We start from the raw sequence: 19,656 nt of genomic DNA, 5'->3' as shown, positions 1-19,656 counted from the left end.
CGTGCTGCCCTGGAAGCTGATCGACACCGCTGACGTGCCCGGCGGCGGCGAGCCGCTGCGGCTGATGCAGCGCGGCCGCGAGTTCGCCATCAAGCTCGGCCAGAACGAGCTGATGAGCAGCCGCCTTTACGGCTCCGAGGAAGCGCTGGCGACGTTGAGTTGCGCGCGGCTCAAGGACCGCCCTGCCCCGCATCTGCTGATCGGCGGCCTCGGTATGGGCTTCACCCTGCGCGCCGCGCTGAAGGTGCTGGGACCGCAGGCGCGTGTCACCGTGGCCGAATTGGTGCCGGCGGTGATCATGTGGGCACGCGGGCCGATGGCCGAACTGTCCGGCGACAGCCTCGCTGACCCGCGCGTCGACATCCGCGAAGGCGACGTCGCAAAGCTGATCGCGGCCGCGCGCGGCACCTACGATGCCATCCTGCTCGACGTCGACAATGGCCCGCAGGGCCTGACCCGGCAGTCCAACGACGCGCTCTACGACTCCTCTGGCTTGCGCGCCGCGTTCTCGGCGCTACGTCCCGGCGGCGTGCTCGCGGTGTGGTCGTCGCATCCGGCCGACCACTTCACCCCGCAGCTGCGCAAGGCCGGCTTTGCCGCCGAGGAGATCAAGATTCGCGCCACCGGCCGCGGCGGCCGCGGCGCTCGTCACGTGATCTGGATCGCGACACGGCCGGCGTGACCAGGCAGCGCCGCCGTCGCGCTTGCACCCGTCGCAGTTGAGTTCTCGCCGACGCCTGTTAAGCTCGCAAAGTTCCTTTTGAATTGCTTTTTCGACACGCCCTCTCCGCGAGGCTCATTGGCATGACCGTCGACCTTTTGCAGGACACCAAGACCTATCCGCGGATGACGCGCTGGTTCAATCCACTGCTGCTCATCAAGCTCCTCAACAACGTCGTCACCTCTGCGATGTTCGGCCAATATGCCGACCGGCGCCTGATGGTGGCCGCGCTGGATACGGTGACGCCCGACGAACACATGGCGCGCGCGACGGCGTTCGCGAGGAGCCTCAGCCCGACGACGCAGGGCCCCGTCTGGATCGACTTCGTCGCCGATCTCGGCGACGGCTTCGACAGCACCTATGCGGTGGCCTGCCTGCTTGCCCGCCAGACACTGGAGCTCGGCGGCGAAACTCTGCCGCGCGGAGAGATGCTCATCATGGGCGGTGACGAGGTCTATCCGCTCGCCAACGCCCAGACCTACCGGAATCAGTTGCGAAAGCCCTATCAATGGGCCTCTCCCGACCACGACAAGACGGACGACGACGGCGTTCCGCTGTTCGCCATCCCCGGCAATCACGACTGGTACGATGGGCTGGTGCAGTTCCTCGCCTACTTCACCCGGCCGACGCCGACCCATTTCGGCTCCTGGCGCACCCAGCAGAAGCGCAGCTATTTCGCGCTCCAGCTCACCGAGAGCTGGTGGCTGTGGGGCATGGACATCCAGCTCGCCGACAACATGGACCAGCCGCAGGCGGACTACTTCGATCTCATCGCGCGGTCGGACCGGCTCAAGCCGGGATCGAACATCATCCTGTGCACGGCGGAGCCGGGCTGGCTCTACACCGACACCAACATGCGATCATGGGAGATCGTCGACTACGCCTTGGGCATCGCCAAGAAGGCGGACAAGGCACTGACGATTCCACTGCTGCTGTCCGGCGACACCCATCACTACAGCCGCTATCACGCTGAAGACGGCACGCAGTTCGTCACATCGGGCGGCGGCGGCGCCTTCCTGCACCCGACCCACCAGCTCGAGAAGAACGTCAGCGTGCGCTGGACCGGCACGAAGGTGCCGCTGACCCTGGCCACCAAGGCTGGCAGCAAGGAGCCTACCGCCTACCCCTCCATGCCGACGAGCCGCCGCCTGCTCTGGCGCAATCTGTGGTTCGCCGTCACGAACTGGGATTTTTCGATTTTCATGGGGCTGGTGTATTTCGCCGTCGGCGTGCTGGTCGGGCTGCGCGACGAGATCGACATCTATATCCTGGTGACGCTGGCGCTTGGCGCCGGCATCATCGGCTACACGACGCGGCAGGAACATGTGTCGCTTGTCGACATCTTCCACAAATGGCGGCGCCGGCGCATCAAGCCGGACGATTTCGACGAGCTTGCCAATGAAAATCTCTGGCTTCAATTCCGCAAGGCGATGATCGTCACCGGCACGAGCTTGGTCCACGTCGCCGCCCATGTCGGCACGGCTCTCACAGCCGCCATTTTTTTCAACGCGTATAATGGCGATCTCTTCCCGCCCGGTCATCCGTGGTACAGCGTCTGGATCTGGCTCGGCTGGCTGGCGCTCGAGATGGGCAGCGTCGGCTTCGTGCTCGGCAGCAGCTATTTCGGCCTCAACATGCTCATCACCTGCCGCTGGCTGCGGATGAACCGCAACGATGCCTTCAGCGCGCTGCGCATCGGCCACTACAACAACTTCCTCCGGCTGCGCATCGAAGGCGAAGCCATCGAGGTCCACGCCATCGGCCTCGATCGCGTGCCGCGACGGCGCGACTGGAAGGCGAACCCCGGCGCCAGCGCCGGCAATTCGGCACAGCCGCAATGGATTCCAGCGATGCCCTTGCAGCCGCACCTGATCGAAAGGTTCGTGGTCTCCGGCCGGTCGGGACCGGCAAGTCGACCTGAGGCCTGATCACATGGATGGCGCGTCAGCTGAACCCGGCGTGACGGCCGGCCGGTTCTGCTCTATGCTATGGCCGCTGCCGGTCGTAGCCGCGAGTTGCGACTTATCTGTTCCGTGCTACGGCATGGGATACCGGCGCGCCGGCAGCACTCAACTTTGCCCTGCGAGGTCGCGCCCCGACGGGGCGAAGTCGGCCATGGGACGCCGGAGCGGCAGGCGGAGCGCGGTGCGCAGTTCCGCCACGGCGTCGGGTTCAAGGGATCGGTCTGTATAGCGGCAATGCGCGAAGCCCTTCGTCACCCGGAGCTTCACATCCCTGATCCACTCGCCGAAGCATGGCCGAAGCGGGCCGGCGATGGGGTCGCCGGCGATCAGCCCCGTGTAGGGAAAGTACAGGTTCGTCCACCGCGTCAGCGCGAACAGCCCGCCATGGTGCGGCACCTGAACTGACCGCGTCCGACGTGGACTTCGCTCGTCCTCATAGGCATGGGTGAAGGTGAAGACCTTTCGCAACATCCCGACCGCCGGGCTGGGGATCTGCTCCGTTTGCGGAGGACAGGTGGGAAAGGATCGCTCGCGAACGAGGTCCGCGAATTCGGTGGCTGCATCCAGGTTCAGAAGCCAGCGGGCATGCGCGAGCGGCGAGCCCGCCGTGACGAAATCGCTGACCCGCCAGAGAAAGCCGTTGCGCCGATATTCCAGCCACGCGGCATGCTGCATCGACTGCACCTGATCGACATCGACCGCCTTGTCGCGACCGGGGCGTGGGTTGAGCAGATTCTCCAGCGCCCGCAGCGCGCGGCTGCTGGTCTTCGGCACGGCCCCCCGGCTGCGGGCGTGCCTCGCCCATGCATGGCTGAGGATGTCGTAGGCGATCACGCTGCCGAGGCTATGACCATAGACGATGATGCGGGCATAGCGTCCGCCGTCGTGCAACGCTTCGAGCAGCTTGGTGCCGGCCTCGCGGATTTCCTGCCGGCGCGCGATGTTCTCCGCGCGGGGCTCGAGATAGCGCGCGGCGTCGCCGGCATAGCCGACGATGAACTCGTCGCGCAGCGCTTTGAGCACGAAGGAGGCGATGGCCGGCAGCGAAACCAGCGCGCCGCCGGCAATGCCCTTGAGCCAGCCGGACACGTCCAGCGTCATCAGCCACGCGAATGCGATGATCGCGGCGACCAGCACGATGCGGATCAGCCAAACGAGCCGGACCAGCGTCGGTGGAATCCGGTTGTCGCGCGACAAGATCAGTCGCAGCATCCATCCGTAGACCTGCGCAACGGTGGTGTCGCGGATCAGATGCGCCCAGTACAGCTCGTAGATGTCGGTGGTCGGTCGCGCTGCATCGCTGCGGGGCACGGTGGCGACCCGCATTTCGAACAACGGGGACACATAGTCGGGCTTCACGAAGTGAAGATCGCCGGCATCCGGGTCGAAGATGTTCGCGACGAACCCGCGCAGCAGCTGGCCGGGGCGCTGCTCGCCGATACCGTGAACGACGATCACCGCTTGCCGATCGCGACGGCGGCTCCGCTCGGCCTGAACCAGGATACGTCCTATTCTCGTCAACGCGCCCGACCAGGCCTTCAGGCTGGCGCGCCGCTCGGCTTCGCTTTCGATCCCACTGTGCTGGATGCGCAGCCGGGACGTGCCGTTCGGCCGTGGAGACAGCCGAAAGGCCACGCGCGCTTTGGCCGGCGCATCGTCCAATGCGACGACGATCTCGTAGCTGCGATGCTCGACCGTCAGTCCCGCAGCATCACCGTCGCCCGCTGATGCGGAGGGCCAAGTCAATGATGTGACTTGTCCACGTCCGGGCCCGCCAGAACCGATCCACTGCGAACGCCGGTGGACGGTCGCATCCGGCAGCAGGACGATCGCGCCCCGGGCGGGAAGAAGCGCGCATCCGTCACCAAGCCAATACGCGACGACATCAGGCTCGAACAGATATTCGGCGACTTCCGGCGTCGGATAAGGCAGTTCGAGCGCAACGCGGACCGACGATCGCGGCAGAGCTATGGTGGCTGTCACGGCCGATCTCCCCGATGACAACGTCGCAGACGGCAAGGCGGCGAGCCCCCGACCGAGACCCGCGTGCAGGAGCAGCGGAGGTTTGCAGCCCGACCGACACGTCGCCGTCAGGGCGAGTTGTCGCAAACATACACTCAATGCCGGCCTGCCGGGAGATCGTCGCCGAGCTTTTTTTGCTCAGGCTGCGCTCTCAAAGCGACAACCGATTGCGACGCCCAGGCAGATCAACGGGGATCCCTTCTCGGCCGGGCCATCCCTGGAACCGCGTCTGGCATGGTTCGGCTGTCTCGATCTCGAAATGGGCCTGGTCGGCGTTGTGCTCGGCAGCAGCTATTTCGGCCTCAACATGCTGATCACCTGTCGCCGGCTGCGCATGAACCAACGATGCCTTCAGCGCACCGCGCATCGGCCACTTAACAATTTCCTCCGGCTGACTGCGGCCGGAGCTAGGAGGCGGTTCTCGGCAGTCGAGACACGTCCACTCCGGCTGCCTCCAGTCGCTTCTGAGCCGCAGAGACGACCCTCGCGTCGAACTGATCAGCATGCCGCAGGACGATTGCCTCGCCCGTCAGCTCCGGCATTTTGCGCTCGAGCAGCATGTCGAACCCATCCGTGCTCCGGTCGGCGAGAGCCCAGTCCCTCAGCGTCGCGATCTCACCAACCCTGGACACCTTTTGCCTGGTACGCGCCAGCCGCGTTGTCCTGCCACGCTCCGCGGTCAGGATGAGTTCGAATGCATAGATCGTTCTCCAGAAATCGTGCTGCACCGTGCCCGGAGCTTCCTTGGGCAGGATTTCCACCAAACGACGAAAGGCAGCATCTTCAACGTCTTTCTGCTCAGCTTTCCGAGCATTGGCAATCCAGCTGCGCAGTTTCTCCTCATCATGACAGGCGGCGATCAGAGCAAGCATCCTGGTGGAATCCGGCATACGTTTCTCCCTCAGACAAGCACAACGGAGCGTACATGTCGCTCCTGATTAGTCGAGGGCTGCATCCATTCATCTCCGCCAAAGATGTGACGACCCCCCGCGCAGTTCATATTGCCGTATCGTCGACGCGGCATGCCGGCGCCATTGTCCCCTGACGCGCTCGAACGTTCACCGCACAGGACGCTGCGCCGCGGCGATTGTCCTGAGCATGCCCGGTCGGAACCACAGACGGCCCGGCGAGTTGCTCAGCCACGGAGAGGATCGAGCGATGCCCAGCTCGTCTGTTCATCGCCTCGGTGCTTCCTTTCGGCAAACAACTGGAAAGAGAGGCGACCATGAAAGCACCCCTTCTTCTCGCTGGCGCACTGATCATCGGATCGCTGGCCCCGGCGCTTGCTGATGAATACTACGTCGTGCAGGGACCGAGCCACCGCTGCACCATCACCACCACCCGTCCCGCCGACCGGGAGATCGTGACGCAGATCGGGCCGATGGCGTTCACCAGCCGCGTCGAGGCCGAGGACCGCATCAGGCAGACCAAGGTCTGCGAGGATTCGGGCACCGTCGGCAGCAGCACCACCACCACGATCATCAAGGAGAAGTAGTCGGCGCCGATCCCTGAACTCTGGCGATGCGAAAGGTCGTGCCCATCGCGACGGGCACCGCCTTTCCATTTCCGGGATCGTTGCGGTCGAGGCGGTATCGTGGCCCGGTGCCGCCTGCGCCGACCATGCGACGAAGCATCAACTCTCCTGCGATCCGGTCGCAGCAACAGACGTTGCGTTCCATCGCCGCCTTGAGTACCTCGCAGCTCTCGGCCGGATCAGGACATCATGCTTTCCCAATCGCTCAAGCTCGCCATCGGCAGTCTCGTGGTCGGGACGATCGTGCTCGGCCTGAAATTTCTCGCCTATTGGCTGACCGGCTCGGTCGCGCTCTACTCCGACGCCGTCGAGAGCATCGTCAACGTCGTCACCGCCGCGGTCGCGCTGCTCGCGGTGCGCATCGCCGCCAAGCCTCCCGACGCCAACCACCCGTTCGGCCACCACAAGGTCGAGTATTTCAGCGCAGTGATCGAAGGCGTCATGATCGTCGTCGCGGCGCTGCTCATCATCCACGAGGCCTACGGCAATTTCCGCAACCCGCAGCCGTTCGCGGCGCCGGTCGAGGGCCTCGCCGTGAATGGCTTCGCCAGCGTCATCAATGCCGCCTGGTGCTGGCTGTTGATCACACGTGGCAAGCGCCTGCGCTCGCCGGCGCTGGTCGCAGACGGCCGGCATCTCCTCACCGACGTCGTCTCCTCCGGCGGCGTGGTCATCGGGCTCGGCCTTGCGGTGGTGCTGAAGCTGCCCATTCTCGACCCCGCGCTGGCCTTGCTCGTCGCCGTCAACATCTTGTGGTCCGGATGGCAGGTCCTCAAGGAGTCGACCGGTGGCCTGATGGACGAAGCCGTCTCCGATGCCACGCTCGCGCGCATCCGGCAGATCATCAGCCAGCATGCCGACGGCGCGCTGGAGGCGCATGATGTCCGGACCCGGCATGCCGGCAAGCTGACCTTCATCGAGTTTCACCTCGTGGTCCCCGGCGAGATGTCGGTCAACCGGGCCCACGAGATCTGCGACCGGATTGAAGCCGCGCTGCGCGAGGACGACGAGCACAGCTGGATCACCATTCACGTCGAGCCGGAAAACAAGGCCAAGCATTCCGGCGTGGTCGTGCTGTAAAGCCGAAGCTTGCCGCGGCAGGGACCGGCGGCCCGCTGATGCGGCTCCCGCCGCCCCCGAAGATCCGGCCCGAGGATGTAGCCGCCTGGGATGGCGGGTGCGGCGTCGTGCCGGCCGGCTGCGACAGCTGTGGCGCGGCGTCGTCAGCGGTGCAACACATTGCGGCAGCGCCCCTTTTGCCCATTTTCCGATTGACGGCAACAACGGGCGCTGAAATGGTGCCCCGGTTTTCGGAGCCTGCCGGGCCGCAAAAGGCCGCTGCGTACGCGCAGCCAGACGCGGGCCGTGAGACAATCTTGGGACAAGGGGGAGGATTGCGTTGCAAGCGTTGCTGAAATTGAGCCGTGGGATCGATGCGTTCACGACCTGGACAGGCAAGCGACTGGCTTGGCTGATCCTGCTGGCGGTCATCATCTCGACCCTCAACGCCATCATCCGCAAGACGCTCGATACCTCGTCCAATTCCTGGCTCGAGTTGCAATGGGTGCTGTTCTCGGCCGTCTTCCTGCTGTGCTCGCCCTGGACCCTGCTCGACAACGAGCACATCCGCATCGACATCATCAATGCCCTGATGCCGAAATGGCTGCGTGACACCATCGACGTTGTCGGCCACGTGCTGTTCCTGATGCCGCTGTGCATCGTGATGATCATCACCAGCGTGCCGTTCTTCCTGCGCTCGATCGAGATCAACGAGCAGTCCAGCAACGCCGGCGGCCTGCCTCAGTGGCCGGCGAAATCCCTGATCATGCTTGGGTTCGTATTCCTGCTGGTGCAGGGCATCTCCGAGCTGATCAAGCGCATCGCCGTGATGCGCGGGCTCATTCCCGATCCCCACGCTTCGAAGCCTCACGGGATCGAGGCCGAGGTCGAGCACCTCGTCGAAGCGATCGAAAAGAAATAAGCGGGCGGGCTGGGGGATACTTCAATGACAGCGTTTCTGATCGCCAATATGGCGCCGATCATGTTCGGCTCGCTGGTCGTCATGCTGCTGCTCGGCTATCCGGCAGCGTTTTCGCTTGGCGCCGTCGGCCTGTTCTACGCCCTCGTCGGCATCGAGCTCGGTGAATTCCGGCCGGACTTCCTGCAGGCACTACCAGAACGCGTCTACGGCGTGATGAACAACGACACGCTGCTGGCGATTCCGTTCTTCACCTTCATGGGCCTGGTGCTCGAACGGTCCGGCATGGCGGAGGATCTGCTCGACACCATCGGTCAGCTGTTCGGCACCATCCGCGGCGGCCTCGCCTACGCGGTCATCTTCGTCGGCGCGCTGCTCGCGGCCACCACCGGCGTGGTTGCCGCGTCCGTGATCTCGATGGGCCTGATCTCGCTGCCGATCATGCTGCGCTACGGATATGACCGGCGCGTTGCTTCGGGCGTCATTGCTGCCTCGGGCACGCTGGCGCAGATTATTCCCCCGTCGCTGGTCCTGATCGTGATGGCCGACCAGCTCGGCAAGTCGGTCGGCGACATGTACGAAGGCGCCTTCATCCCCGGCTTGGTGCTGTCCGCGCTCTACGCAGGCTATGCCTTTCTCGTCAGCATGATCTTCCCGAAATCAGCCCCTGGGCTGCCGGCGGAGGCGATCGGCTTCCGCGAGGAGTCGGGCGACCGCGGGCTGAAATCGCTCGGCGTGCTGTTCCTGGCCTCCTGCGCATTCGGCTGGTTCATGATGCGCGGCTCCGAATATCATGGCGCCGATTTCGTCGTGCTCAGCATGTTCTACGGCATCGTGTTCGCCTTCGCGGTCGCCGTGGTGAACTGGGCCCTGGAGCGCACCACCGGCTATCGGTTCCTGTCGCGCATGGCACAGCAGACCACTTTCGTGATGGTGCCGCCGCTGTTCCTGATTTTTCTCGTGCTCGGCACGATCTTCATCGGGTTGGCGACGCCCACCGAAGGCGGTGCGATGGGCGCGACCGGCGCGATCATCCTCGGCGCGATCAAGCGCCGGCTCAGCTTCGACCTGGTTCGGCAGGCCGTCGAATCCACGGCGAAGCTGTCGGCCTTCGTGGTCTTCATCCTGGTCGGCGCGCGCGTGTTCTCGCTGACCTTCTACGGCGTCAACGGCCACGTCTGGGTCGAGCACCTCTTGACCTCCCTGCCCGGCGGCCAGGTCGGCTTCCTGATCTTCGTCAACGTCTTCGTGTTCGTGCTGGCGTTCTTCCTCGATTTCTTCGAGCTCGCCTTCATCATCATCCCGCTGCTCGGACCCGCGGCCGAAAAGCTCGGCATCGACCTGATCTGGTTCGGCGTCATCCTCGGCGTGAACATGCAGACGTCGTTCATGCATCCGCCGTTCGGCTTCGCGCTGTTCTATCTGCGCTCGGTGGCGCCGAAGGATTCATATCTCGACCGCGTCACCGGAAAGCGGATGGAGCCGGTGACCACGGGACAGATCTATTGGGGTGCCGTGCCGTTCGTGGTGATCCAGATGATCATGGTGCTGCTGGTGATCCTGTTCCCCTCGATGGTGATGCACTACAAGGGCGCCGTCTCCACCGTCGATCCAAACTCGATCAAGATCGACATCCCGCAGATCGACGCGCCGCCGCTCGATTTCGGTCCGCCGAAATTCGACACCGATCCGCCGAAGCAGTGAAGACCGCGGCATTCCGTCGCTCAGACAACGAAAAACCCCGGCGCATTGCGCCGGGGTTTTGTCTTGCGTGTGCACGAGCAGAGAGGCGGCGCGTGCTCAGGCGAGCGGATTGCGCGCCATGAAGGCGTCGTAGCCGATCTCGGCGACCTGGAACCAGGAGTAGCCGTTGCCGGCGAAGGCCGACAGCGATTCGTAGGTCTTCTTGAAGTCGGGATTGGTGGCCGACACCTCGTTGTGCAGCTCGCGCGCCGCCTTCAGGCAAGCCTGCATGATCTCCGGCGAGAACGCGTGCAGCTTGGCGCCGGCGGCGAGCAGCCGGCGCAGCGCCGGCGGGTTGCCCTGGTCGTATTTCGCCATCATCCAGTTGTTGGCGTAGTGGCCGGCGTGCTCCAGGATCTTCTGGTAGTGCTTGGGCAGCGCATTCCACTTATCCTGGTTGACGAAGGCGAGCAGCATCGGCCCGCCTTCCCACCAGCCCGGATAGTAGTAGTGCGGCGCGACCTTGACGAAGCCGAGCTTCTCGTCGTCATAGGGACCGACCCATTCGGCCGCATCGATGGTGCCCTTCTCCAGCGCCGGGTAGATGTCGCCGCCGGCAATCTGCTGCGGCACCGCGCCGAGCTTCTGCAGCACGCGGCCGGCAAAGCCGCCGACGCGGAATTTGAGTCCCTTCAGGTCGTTGACGCCGGTGAGCTCCTTGCGGAACCAGCCGCCCATCTGACAGCCGGTATTGCCGGCCAGCAGCGAGACCACATTGTATTTCTTGTAGAACTCGTTGAGGATCTCGCGGCCCCCGCCCAGCATGTACCAGGCCTGGTTGATGCGCATGTTCGGGCCGAACGGCACCGACGAGCCGAAGGTGAAGGTCGGGTCCTTGCCGAAGTAGTAATAGGACGCGGTGTGGCCGATCTCGACCGTGCCGTTCTGCACGGCGTCGACGACCTGCAGGCCGGGCACGATCTCGCCGGCCGCGAACGGCTGGATCTGGAATTTGTTGTCGGTGGCCTCGGCGACTACCTTGGCCATGATCTCGGCGCCGCCATACAGCGTGTCGAGCGATTTCGGCCAGCTGGTCGGCATGCGCCATTTCAGCTCGGGCATCGATTGCGCGATGGCCGGCGCCGCAATGGCCACCGCACCAGCAGCGCCGAGTCCCGTGACCTTGATGAAGTCTCTCCGCTTCATAGTCTTCCCTCCCTTGGGTGTGTGCGCGTTTCCTGGGCAGCCTTCTTGTGAGGCTTGTGTTCCAGTGTGGATCAAAGCGCGGCGGAGTGCCATTGCGAAAAGTTGCCGCAACGCAAAAGCCCGGCCTCTTGCGAGGCCGGGCTCCATCTCGATCCGCCGATCTTGGATGCTTGCGATCAGCCGCGGGTGCGCGAGCGGATCATGAAGCTGTCGTAGGTATACTCGGCAACCTGCCACCACAGATATTCATCCGAGCGGTAGGCCTGCATCGCGTCGATCACCTTCTTGAAGTCGGCGTTCTTGGCCGAGATCTCGGCCCACAGCTCGTTGGTCGCCTTGAGGCAGGCTTCGAGCACCTCGTTGGTGAACGGACGCAGCTGCGTGCCGCCGGCCACCAGCCGCTTCAGCGCTGCCGGGTTCACCTGGTCGTAGCGCGCAGCCATCCAGGTGTTGGCGTTGACCGTCGCGTTGGCGAGGATCGACTGATAGTGCTTCGGCAACTCGTTGTACTTGTCGAGGTTGGCAAAGGCGTGGACGGTCGGACCGCCCTCCCAGAAGCCCGGATAGTAGTAGTACTTGGCCACCTTCTGGAAGCCGAGCTTTTCGTCGTCATAGGGACCGACCCACTCGGCCGCGTCGATAGTGCCCTTCTCCAGCGACGGATAGATGTCGCCGCCCGCGAGCTGCTGCGGCACGACGCCGAGCTTCTGCAGCACCTGTCCGGCGATGCCGCCGATGCGGAATTTCAGGCCCGAGAGATCGGCGACGGTCTTGATCTCCTTGCGGAACCAGCCACCCATCTGAGTGCCGGTGTTGCCGCAGGGGAAGCCAATGACGTTGGCGGCCTTCTTGTAGAACTCGTTGGCGAGCTCGTTGCCGCCGCCCTGGTACAGCCAGGAGTTCTGCTGCCGGGCATTGAGGCCGAACGGGACCGAAGCGAAGATCGCGAAGGTCGGGTCCTTGCCGACGTAATAATACGACACCGTATGGCACATCTCGACGGTGTTCTTGGAGGTGGCGTCGAGCGCCTGCAGACCCGGAACCAGCTCACCGGCCTGGAAGACCTGGATCTGGAACTTGTTGTCGGTCATCTCGGCGACCTGCTTCGCCATGTACTCGGCGCCGCCATAGATCGTGTCGAGCGACTTCGGGAAGCTCGAGGTCAACCGCCACTTGATTTCCGGCATCGACTGCGCGATCGCCGGCGAGGCCACCGCAGCCGTCGCCGCGGCACCCGCGGCCGAAACCTTCAGAAAATCACGACGCTTCATATTAAGGCATCTCCTTGTTGGGGGCGTTTCCCGTTGAAAACTTTATCCGCCGACACGATTGGCCGCGTACGGTCGAAGGCGATCCGGGCCGGGCTTTAGCACGGAACCGGTTAAGCGAAAACGCGACGTTGGGATGACAAACAGTCCAATGGTCGCACGCACTTCGCTGCAGTGCATCAAGCCGCGGCGATGGCGCCCTTGAGCTGATCCCGCACCGAGGACGCGATAGTCCGGTAGATCGCCGCGTGCGGGCCGTTCGGCTCACTCTCCACCACCGGGTTGCCAGCGTCCGACGTCGATCGGATGTCCATATGCAGCGGGATCTCGCCGAGGAACGGCACGCCGAGACGCTCGGCCTCGTGGCGCGCGCCGCCATGGCCGAAGATGTCCGAACGCGTCCCGCATTGCGGACACTGGAAATAGCTCATGTTCTCGATGATGCCGAGCACGGGCACGTTGACCTTGCGGAACATCGCAAGCCCCCGGCGGGCGTCGATCAGGGACAGGTCCTGAGGCGTCGAGACGATCACCGCACCCTTCAGCGGCACGTTCTGCGCCAGCGTGAGCTGGGCGTCACCGGTGCCGGGCGGCATGTCAACCACCAGGACATCGAGCGTCCCCCAGGCGACGTCGCGCAGCATCTGGTTGATGGCCGACATCACCATCGGCCCGCGCCACACCAGCGCCGAGTCCTCGTCGACCAGGAAGCCGATCGACATGATCGCAAGGCCGAAGCGGGACAGCGGGATCATCTTCTTCTCGGGCGTCAGCTGCGGCTTCTCCTGCAGCCCGGTGAGCCGCGGCACCGACGGGCCGTAGATGTCGGCGTCGAGCAGCCCGACCTTGAGGCCGAGATCGCGCAGGCCCAGCGCGAGATTGATCGCGGTGGTCGACTTGCCGACGCCGCCCTTGCCGGAGGCCACCGCGATGACCGCAGCGATGCCGGGAATCGCCGCCTGCTTCGACATCGGCGAATCGGCCGGATGCTGGTGCTGATGCGGCCGATGCGCCGCGACCGGCTGCACGCCGCCCTGCCTTTGCGGTGGGGCCGCAGCACCCGCCTTGCGCTCGGCGGTCAGCGCGATCATCGCCATGGTGACGCCGGGAATGGCGCGCACGGCGGCTTCGGCCTTTGCCCGGGTATCCTCCCAGGCGCGCGCCTCGCTGGCCTCGACGTTGATCGAGAAGAACACCTTGCCGTCGTTCGCCGTGATCGGCGACAGCACGCCGGCGTCGGGAAGCGCCACGCCGCGCGGCGAGCGGACCCGCTTGAGTGCCTCGATGACCTGCTGCTGCGTCACGCTCACGGCGCGTCTCCTGAAAAAGTTCAGAACGCGCCACATCGTCGCGTCCTATCATATTGGCCGGACGCGATCTTCCGCCGTTGCCGGAAGGATCGCGTCAGCCCTCTGTTGCGCTGCTTCATAATGAAGCCGGGCTCAAAACGCCACCATGGTTCCGACGTCGCCGGAGTTCTCGTCAGGCGCATCCTCGGCCTGCTCCTTCGCTGCCTCGTAATTGAGCTCGATCATCACGCCGTTGGGGTCGCGGACGAAGATCTGCCACAGCTCGCCGCCCGGCACCTGCCGCGCATCGAACGGCATGCCCTTGGCTGCGAGCCGCGCCTTCATGCCGGCAAAGCCACGGCTGACGAAGGCCACGTGGTGGACGACGCCGGAGTCCGGCTTCTGCGCCTCGGAGGTCGGCGAGATGTCGACCAGATGCACGACGGGACGGCCTTCGCTGTACATCCACGCGCCGGGAAACGCGAAGTTCGGCCGGTCGCCATTCTCGAGCCCGAGCACGTCCTCATAGAAGCGCACGGTCTCCTGCAGGTTGCGGGTCCGGATATTGAAATGATCGAGCACGCCGACGCTGACGCCCATGCGAGACACTCCCTGGCTGGTTCGTTGCTTGTCTGGATTTCGTCGTGGAATGACGGCTTTGCAAGCCATCCTGACCATGCCTCTTTAGCACGCCGGCGCCCTTTCGCATCCGTCACGAAGCCGTTGCCCCCGCCTCGCAAGCCGTTATGGTGCGGCGTCCAGCGCGCCGCCGGAACCCGGCCGGCTGCTGATGTTTTCCTCTCCAAGAACCGCCCGGCCATCCCAAGGCCGCCGGCAGAACCCCAAGGGCAAGGTCACTCATATGGCTAAAGTCGCTTTCATCGGTCTCGGCGTCATGGGGTTCCCCATGGCGGGACATCTCGTGAAGAAGGGTGGTCACGAGGTCACCGTCTACAACCGCACGGCAGCCAAGGCGAAGGAATGGGCCGACAAGTTCGGCGGCAAGACCGCGGCGACGCCGAAGCAGGCCGCCGAAGGCCAGGACTTCGTGATGTGCTGCGTCGGCAATGACAACGATCTGCGCTCGGTCACGATCGGCCCCGACGGCGCCTTCGCCGGCATGACCAAGGGTGCGACCTTCGTCGACCACACCACGGCATCAGCTGAAGTGGCACGTGAGCTCGACGCCGCAGCCACCAAGTCCGGCTTCAAATTCATCGACGCGCCGGTCTCGGGCGGCCAGGCGGGCGCCGAGAATGGCGTGCTGACCGTGATGTGCGGCGGCACCCAGGATGCTTTCGCGGGCGCCGAGCCGGTGATCGCGGCCTATGCCCGGATGTGCAAGCTGCTTGGACCGGCCGGCTCCGGCCAGCTGACCAAGATGGTCAACCAGATCTGCATCGCGGGTCTCGTGCAGGGCCTCGCCGAGGGCATCCATTTCGCGAAGAAGTCGGGCCTCGACGTGCCGGCAGTCATCGACACCATCTCCAAGGGCGCCGCGCAGTCCTGGCAGATGGAGAACCGCTACAAGGCCATGAACGAAGGCAAATATGACTTTGGCTTTGCAGTGGAATGGATGCGCAAGGACCTGTCGATCTGCATCAGCGAGGCGCGCCGCAACGGCGCCCATCTGCCGGTGACCGCGCTGGTCGATCAGTTCTATTCCGAGGTCGAGAAGCTCGGCGGCAAGCGCTGGGACACGTGCAGCCTGCTCGCGCGTCTGGAGAAGTGACGCGGTCGCGTCCCATCTGATCCCCTGCCGCCGCTTCCGCGCGGCGGCAGGCTTCGCCCGCGCTGGCGCTTCCTCGTCCCCGCCCTGTGCGCGGCGCGACGGAACGTGACGCGCCCGCCCAGAGCAGCGCCCGTTGCGCGCCAAGCGACTCGCTGTTACCGATTGCAATCGCTAATCGTTCGCAGATGTTGCTCGATCGAGACACATACGAGGAGAAGGAAGTAAATGTAATGTTATAACATTACATTTGCTCCCACCTACGCTAACTCTCGTCCCCGCTACGACGAACTTTGGCTTGGAAGCGGAGCGCCGGGCAGCCGGACATCCGCGGTGGGGAATTCGGAATGAGCACGCGAAACGTCTGGGCTTCGATATCGCTGGCGGGGGTGATGCTGGCAGGCTGGTCCGCCATGCCGGCGGCCCATGCGCAGCAGGCCACGAGCGGGAGGCGGACGACGGCGGATACGCCGCTGCCGGACGTCACGGTCGATGCGCCGCGCCAGCGGCAGGTGGCCGGCCGGACGTCATCGGCGGGGCAAGCCGCCAAGCGGATGCTGCGGCCTGCGGCGCGGCGCGCGGCTGCGCCGGCACAGGCAGCGGCGCAGCCCACTCCCTCCTCCGCCGGCTCGGCCGCGACGCCCCTCAACGGCAATGCGACGCCTGCTATCGGCAGCCGCCTCGGCCTGACGGCGCGCGAGGTGCCTGCGGCGGTCGAAGTGATCGGCGCCGAGACGCTGCGCGAGCAGGGCTACCATACGACGGTCGACGCGGTGAAAGGCGCGACCGGCGTCAGCGCCGGCGATGCGCCGAACGATGTCGGCTTTGCGATGCGCGGCTTCCAGGGCAACCAGGTCAACGTGCTCTACAACGGCATCAACATCGGCCCGACCGGCTTCACGGCGCTGACGATGGAGACCTTCAATCTCGACCGCATCGAGTTTCTCAAGGGTCCCTCCTCGCTGAGTTCAGGCCAGGGCGCCGTCGGCGGCACCATCAATTTCGTAACGAAGGTACCTCACACGGGCCCGGTTCAGAACGACGCCTTCATCGGCTTCGACCAGCGCGGCACGTTCCGGAGCGGCTTCGGCTCGGGCGGCAGCACCACCGTGCAGGGGCTCGACTACCGCTTCGATGTCAGCCGGACGAAAGAAGTCGGCTTCATCGACGACACCGAGTTCAAGAACGTCCACGTCTCGGGTCAATTGAACTACCGCTTATCCGACAGCTTCAAGACCTTCGTTGCCGCCGAATTCAAGGACTACAAGGCCAAGCCCTATGAGGGCACGCCGCTGGTGCCGGCGAGCGACAGCGGCATCAATGCGACCGCCGGCATCGTCTCGGGCAGCAAGATATCCGCCTACAACGGCAGCACTCTCGATGCCGTGACCATCGACCGCCGCACGCTGTCGACCAACTACAACGTGATCGACGGCCACAAGACCATCAAGGAGTCCTGGGTCCGCAGCGGCTTCGAATGGGATCTCAACAACGCCGTCAAGCTGCGGAGCCAGATCTACAATTACAATGCCAGCCGCGATTGGTACAACAACGAGGTCTCGGCCTACAACGCCAACGCAACGAACGGAAGGCCGGTCGATCGCGAGCGGTTCTTCGTCCACCACAACCACAACATCGTCGGCAATGTCACCGACGTGACGTGGAACGGCAGCATCTTCGGTCTGGCCAACCGCCTGGTCGGCTCGGTCGAGAGCTCGCATACCGACTTCACGCGGCCCGGCGCGGCGAACTTTCCCGGTGAATCGGTCCCGCTGGTCGGGTTCGACCGCGGCACCTATGGCGACTTGAGAACGCAGCTGCAGACCGCCACCATCGACAGCGTCGCGCTGAACCTCGAGGACCGGCTGAAGCTCACCGACACCTTCGCCCTGATCGGCGGCCTGCGCTACAATCCCTTCACGCTCGATCGCAATTGGATCAGGAACGGCGCTGAGCGGTCCGGCTTCCCCTATTCAAAGAGCTGGCAGCCGCTCACCGGCCGCATCGGCTATACCTGGGAGGCGCTGCCGGGCACCACCTTCTACAGCCAATATGCAACCGCGACCGACATCTCGGCCGACAGCATTTTCATCCTGACTCCGACGCAGAACCTGACGCTGTCGGACTCCCGCAGCTACGAGACCGGCGTCAAGCAACTGCTGTGGAACGGCCGCGCCGAGTGGACCTTCTCGGCCTTCGACATTGAACGCAACAACGTCTACAGCGCCCAGGCCGGCCAGCAGCTCAATCTTGCCGGCAAGGTGAAGTCGCAGGGCATCGAGGTCGCAGCCGCGGTGCGGCCGACGCCGGAGAGCAAGCTCTGGGGCAATGTCGCCTATGTCCGCGCGCGCTACGCCGACTACGATCTCGCCGACGGCAGCGGCTCGTTCTCGGGCAACACGCCGCCGAACATTCCCGCCGTCATCATCAATGGGGGCGCCTCCTATCGCTTCCCCAATCCGGGCTGGTGGCCGGTCGAACTCGGATTCTCGGTCCGTCACGTCGGCGACCGCTGGAGCACCGATGCCAACACGGTGAAGCTGCTGGCCTACACGACCGCCGACCTGTTTGCCTTTGTCGATCTGCCGAAGGTGCCGCTGTTTGCGACCGCGACCAGCACGCGCCTCGCCTTCCGCGTCCGCAACGTCACCGACAAACGCTATGCGGCCTGGAGCGACCCGTTCTATCCCGACCAGATCTTCTTAGGCGCGCCCCGCACCTACGAGGTCGAAGCCTCGTTCAAGTTCTGAGGCGGCATGATCCGGGCGCTGATCCTCACGCATCGCTGGCTCAGCATTCCCCTTGGCCCGCTGTTCGTGCTGTGGTTCGCCACCGGCATCGTGATGCACTTCGTGCCGTTCCCGACACAGACGGAGAGCGAACGCTTCGCGGGACTGGCGTCGCTTGACCTCACCGCCGGCCTGCGCAGCCCCGCGGAGGCGCTCGCCGCTGGTGGCATCGACCGTCCCATCCGCATCCGGCTGATGCAGCGCGCGGACGGACCGGTCTATGTAATCACTTCGCACGGTCGCAGCACGGCCATCCATGCCGACACGTTGGCGGCGGCCGATGTGACAGACCCCAACCTCGCTCTGTCGATTGCCCGCACCACCGCGCAACGGCGCGGACTTGACGCCAGCGGCGCTGCCATCGCCGCACGCGACGACTACGATCAATGGACGGTGCCGAACCGTTTCGATTCCCATCGCCCGCTGTACCGGATCGCGCTCAACGATTCGCAGGGCAGCGAGATCTATGTCTCGTCGCGGACGGGAGAGGTGGTGCTCGACACCACGCACTTCGAGCGCGCCTGGAATTATGTCGGCAGCGTCGTGCACTGGATCTATCCGACGGTGCTGCGCAAGGACTGGGCGGCCTGGAACATCGTAGTCTGGTGGCTGTCGCTCGCGGCGGTCATGGCGGCCGTAACCGGCGCCCTCCTCGGGCCCATCAGGCTGCGACGGCGCAAGGCGCGGCTCAGCTCGCGCTACCGCGGCTGGCACCTGTGGCATCATTGGGCCGGCCTCGTCTGCATGCAGTTCCTGCTCACCTGGATCGTCAGCGGCTGGCTGTCGATGGACCACGGCCGGCTGTTTGCGACCGGCCATCTCACGGCATCCGAGGACGCCTTCCTCACCGGCGCGCCGGATTGGACACGGCTCGCCGCCGCCCCTCTGACCGCCGTGCCTGGCGAGGCCCGCGAGATCGAATGGTTCGCGTTCGGCGGCCGCCTGCATCAGCGCGCGCGGCGTGCGCTGATGCAGCAGCAGATCTCGGTACTCGACGGCTCCGCCCGGCACATCGTCGGCCGCTTCCTGCAGCCGGCGGAAATCAACGCGGTCACCGCGCACCTGCGCGCCGACTGTGCGCGATCGATCGAGGTCGAGCCGGGCGACGACCATCCCTTCACGTCAGAGGTGCCGGGCGCCCCGGTCCATCGCGTGGTCTGCGGCGACACTTGGTATCATGTCGACTCCGCGTCGGGCGCTGTCCTCGAGAAGCTCGATCCATCGCGGCGCGCCTATCGCTGGCTTTATCAGGCGCTGCATACGCTCGACTTTCCGACCTTGCTGGCTCATGCGACGCTGCGCACGCTGCTCATCGTCGGCCTGTGCGGGCTCGGCGCGGCCTTCAGCATCACGGGCATGGTGATCGGATGGCGGCGGCTGCGTCTGCTCGGCGGCGCATCCCGCCACATTGGTTAATTTTAACGCGCGGTTAACGCAAATTTTTCGTTGTCTATAATCCGTCTTAAGGATTTC

15 protein-coding genes are annotated in these 19,656 nt (G+C 64.8%); 9 read left to right on the top strand and 6 right to left on the bottom strand.

The features are described 5' to 3' along the window. Position 1: 1 nt before the first annotated feature. Both HL666_RS31380 and HL666_RS31375 read left to right on the top strand, forming a co-directional pair. Positions 2 to 682, top strand: a complete 681-nt coding sequence (locus tag HL666_RS31380; RefSeq protein ID WP_172185410.1) for a spermidine synthase — start codon at positions 2 to 4, stop codon at positions 680 to 682. 122 nt (positions 683 to 804) lie between these two features. Beyond that, the gene (locus HL666_RS31375) at positions 805 to 2,649 is read left to right on the top strand and encodes a metallophosphoesterase (RefSeq protein ID WP_172134350.1); all 1,845 of its coding nucleotides are present in this window, start codon (positions 805 to 807) and stop codon (positions 2,647 to 2,649) included. A 141-nt stretch (positions 2,650 to 2,790) separates the two neighbouring features. Here HL666_RS31375 and HL666_RS31370 read toward each other — a convergent pair whose 3' ends face one another. Together HL666_RS31370 and HL666_RS31365 are read right to left on the bottom strand one after the other, a co-directional pair. Beyond that, a complete protein-coding gene (locus tag HL666_RS31370) occupies positions 2,791 to 4,794 on the bottom strand; it encodes an SRPBCC family protein (protein ID WP_172185408.1) in 2,004 nt (667 codons plus the stop codon). Between the two features lie 320 nt (positions 4,795 to 5,114). Then, positions 5,115 to 5,597, bottom strand: coding sequence for a hypothetical protein (locus HL666_RS31365; protein WP_172134352.1), 483 nt, complete (start codon positions 5,595 to 5,597; stop codon positions 5,115 to 5,117). Positions 5,598 to 5,932: 335 nt separating this feature from the next. Here HL666_RS31365 and HL666_RS31360 point away from each other — a divergent pair, with 335 nt between their 5' ends. From HL666_RS31360 to HL666_RS31345, 4 genes are all read left to right on the top strand, one after another. Then, positions 5,933 to 6,202 (top strand): hypothetical protein, encoded by a 270-nt coding sequence (locus tag HL666_RS31360; protein ID WP_172113415.1) that lies wholly within the window; start codon positions 5,933 to 5,935, stop codon positions 6,200 to 6,202. Positions 6,203 to 6,430: 228 nt separating this feature from the next. Continuing rightward, positions 6,431 to 7,321 (top strand): cation diffusion facilitator family transporter, encoded by an 891-nt coding sequence (locus tag HL666_RS31355; protein WP_172113414.1) that lies wholly within the window; start codon positions 6,431 to 6,433, stop codon positions 7,319 to 7,321. Between the two features lie 319 nt (positions 7,322 to 7,640). After that, the gene (locus tag HL666_RS31350; RefSeq protein ID WP_172113413.1) at positions 7,641 to 8,222 is read left to right on the top strand and encodes a TRAP transporter small permease subunit; all 582 of its coding nucleotides are present in this window, start codon (positions 7,641 to 7,643) and stop codon (positions 8,220 to 8,222) included. Between the two features lie 24 nt (positions 8,223 to 8,246). Beyond that, positions 8,247 to 9,923, top strand: coding sequence for a TRAP transporter large permease (locus HL666_RS31345; RefSeq protein ID WP_172113412.1), 1,677 nt, complete (start codon positions 8,247 to 8,249; stop codon positions 9,921 to 9,923). A gap of 96 nt (positions 9,924 to 10,019) precedes the next feature. Here HL666_RS31345 and HL666_RS31340 read toward each other — a convergent pair whose 3' ends face one another. The 4 genes from HL666_RS31340 to HL666_RS31325 form a co-directional block, all read right to left on the bottom strand. Next, positions 10,020 to 11,108 (bottom strand): TRAP transporter substrate-binding protein, encoded by a 1,089-nt coding sequence (locus HL666_RS31340; protein ID WP_172185406.1) that lies wholly within the window; start codon positions 11,106 to 11,108, stop codon positions 10,020 to 10,022. 176 nt (positions 11,109 to 11,284) lie between these two features. Beyond that, entirely contained in the window at positions 11,285 to 12,379 is a 1,095-nt protein-coding gene (locus HL666_RS31335; protein WP_172113410.1) for a TRAP transporter substrate-binding protein, read from the bottom strand. A gap of 176 nt (positions 12,380 to 12,555) precedes the next feature. Then, complete coding sequence (locus tag HL666_RS31330) at positions 12,556 to 13,686, bottom strand: Mrp/NBP35 family ATP-binding protein (protein ID WP_172113409.1); 1,131 nt, start codon at positions 13,684 to 13,686, stop codon at positions 12,556 to 12,558. Between the two features lie 132 nt (positions 13,687 to 13,818). Next, the gene (locus HL666_RS31325; protein WP_172113408.1) at positions 13,819 to 14,265 is read right to left on the bottom strand and encodes a VOC family protein; all 447 of its coding nucleotides are present in this window, start codon (positions 14,263 to 14,265) and stop codon (positions 13,819 to 13,821) included. A 262-nt stretch (positions 14,266 to 14,527) separates the two neighbouring features. Here HL666_RS31325 and HL666_RS31320 point away from each other — a divergent pair, with 262 nt between their 5' ends. The 3 genes from HL666_RS31320 (at position 14,528) to HL666_RS31310 (ending at position 19,599) form a co-directional block, all read left to right on the top strand. After that, on the top strand, positions 14,528 to 15,397 hold the full coding sequence (locus HL666_RS31320; protein WP_172113407.1) for an NAD(P)-dependent oxidoreductase: 870 nt from the start codon (positions 14,528 to 14,530) through the stop codon (positions 15,395 to 15,397). 344 nt (positions 15,398 to 15,741) lie between these two features. Continuing rightward, positions 15,742 to 18,144 carry a TonB-dependent receptor gene (locus tag HL666_RS31315; RefSeq protein WP_172134354.1) on the top strand — a complete coding sequence of 801 codons (2,403 nt, stop codon included), beginning with the start codon at positions 15,742 to 15,744 and terminating at the stop codon, positions 18,142 to 18,144. 6 nt (positions 18,145 to 18,150) lie between these two features. Then, positions 18,151 to 19,599, top strand: a complete 1,449-nt coding sequence (locus tag HL666_RS31310) for a PepSY domain-containing protein (protein ID WP_172185404.1) — start codon at positions 18,151 to 18,153, stop codon at positions 19,597 to 19,599. Positions 19,600 to 19,656 lie beyond the last annotated feature (57 nt).

It is taken from the genome of Bradyrhizobium aeschynomenes, assembly GCF_013178945.1.
GTDB lineage: Bacteria > Pseudomonadota > Alphaproteobacteria > Rhizobiales > Xanthobacteraceae > Bradyrhizobium > Bradyrhizobium aeschynomenes.
This window is presented reverse-complemented; position numbering and strand designations above follow the sequence as displayed.

Bases quoted from the DNA above. Each gene is read 5' to 3' on its own strand.
- HL666_RS31375 (WP_172134350.1), top strand. From the start codon at position 805: ATGACCGTCGACCTTTTGCAGGACACCAAGACCTATCCGCGGATGACG.
- HL666_RS31365 (WP_172134352.1), bottom strand. From the start codon at position 5,597: ATGCCGGATTCCACCAGGATGCTTGCTCTGATCGCCGCCTGTCATGAT.
- HL666_RS31360 (WP_172113415.1), top strand. From the start codon at position 5,933: ATGAAAGCACCCCTTCTTCTCGCTGGCGCACTGATCATCGGATCGCTG.
- HL666_RS31355 (WP_172113414.1), top strand. From the start codon at position 6,431: ATGCTTTCCCAATCGCTCAAGCTCGCCATCGGCAGTCTCGTGGTCGGG.
- HL666_RS31345 (WP_172113412.1), top strand. From the start codon at position 8,247: ATGACAGCGTTTCTGATCGCCAATATGGCGCCGATCATGTTCGGCTCG.
- HL666_RS31340 (WP_172185406.1), bottom strand. From the start codon at position 11,108: ATGAAGCGGAGAGACTTCATCAAGGTCACGGGACTCGGCGCTGCTGGT.
- HL666_RS31335 (WP_172113410.1), bottom strand. From the start codon at position 12,379: ATGAAGCGTCGTGATTTTCTGAAGGTTTCGGCCGCGGGTGCCGCGGCG.
- HL666_RS31325 (WP_172113408.1), bottom strand. From the start codon at position 14,265: ATGGGCGTCAGCGTCGGCGTGCTCGATCATTTCAATATCCGGACCCGC.
- HL666_RS31320 (WP_172113407.1), top strand. From the start codon at position 14,528: ATGGCTAAAGTCGCTTTCATCGGTCTCGGCGTCATGGGGTTCCCCATG.
- HL666_RS31315 (WP_172134354.1), top strand. From the start codon at position 15,742: ATGAGCACGCGAAACGTCTGGGCTTCGATATCGCTGGCGGGGGTGATG.
- HL666_RS31310 (WP_172185404.1), top strand. From the start codon at position 18,151: ATGATCCGGGCGCTGATCCTCACGCATCGCTGGCTCAGCATTCCCCTT.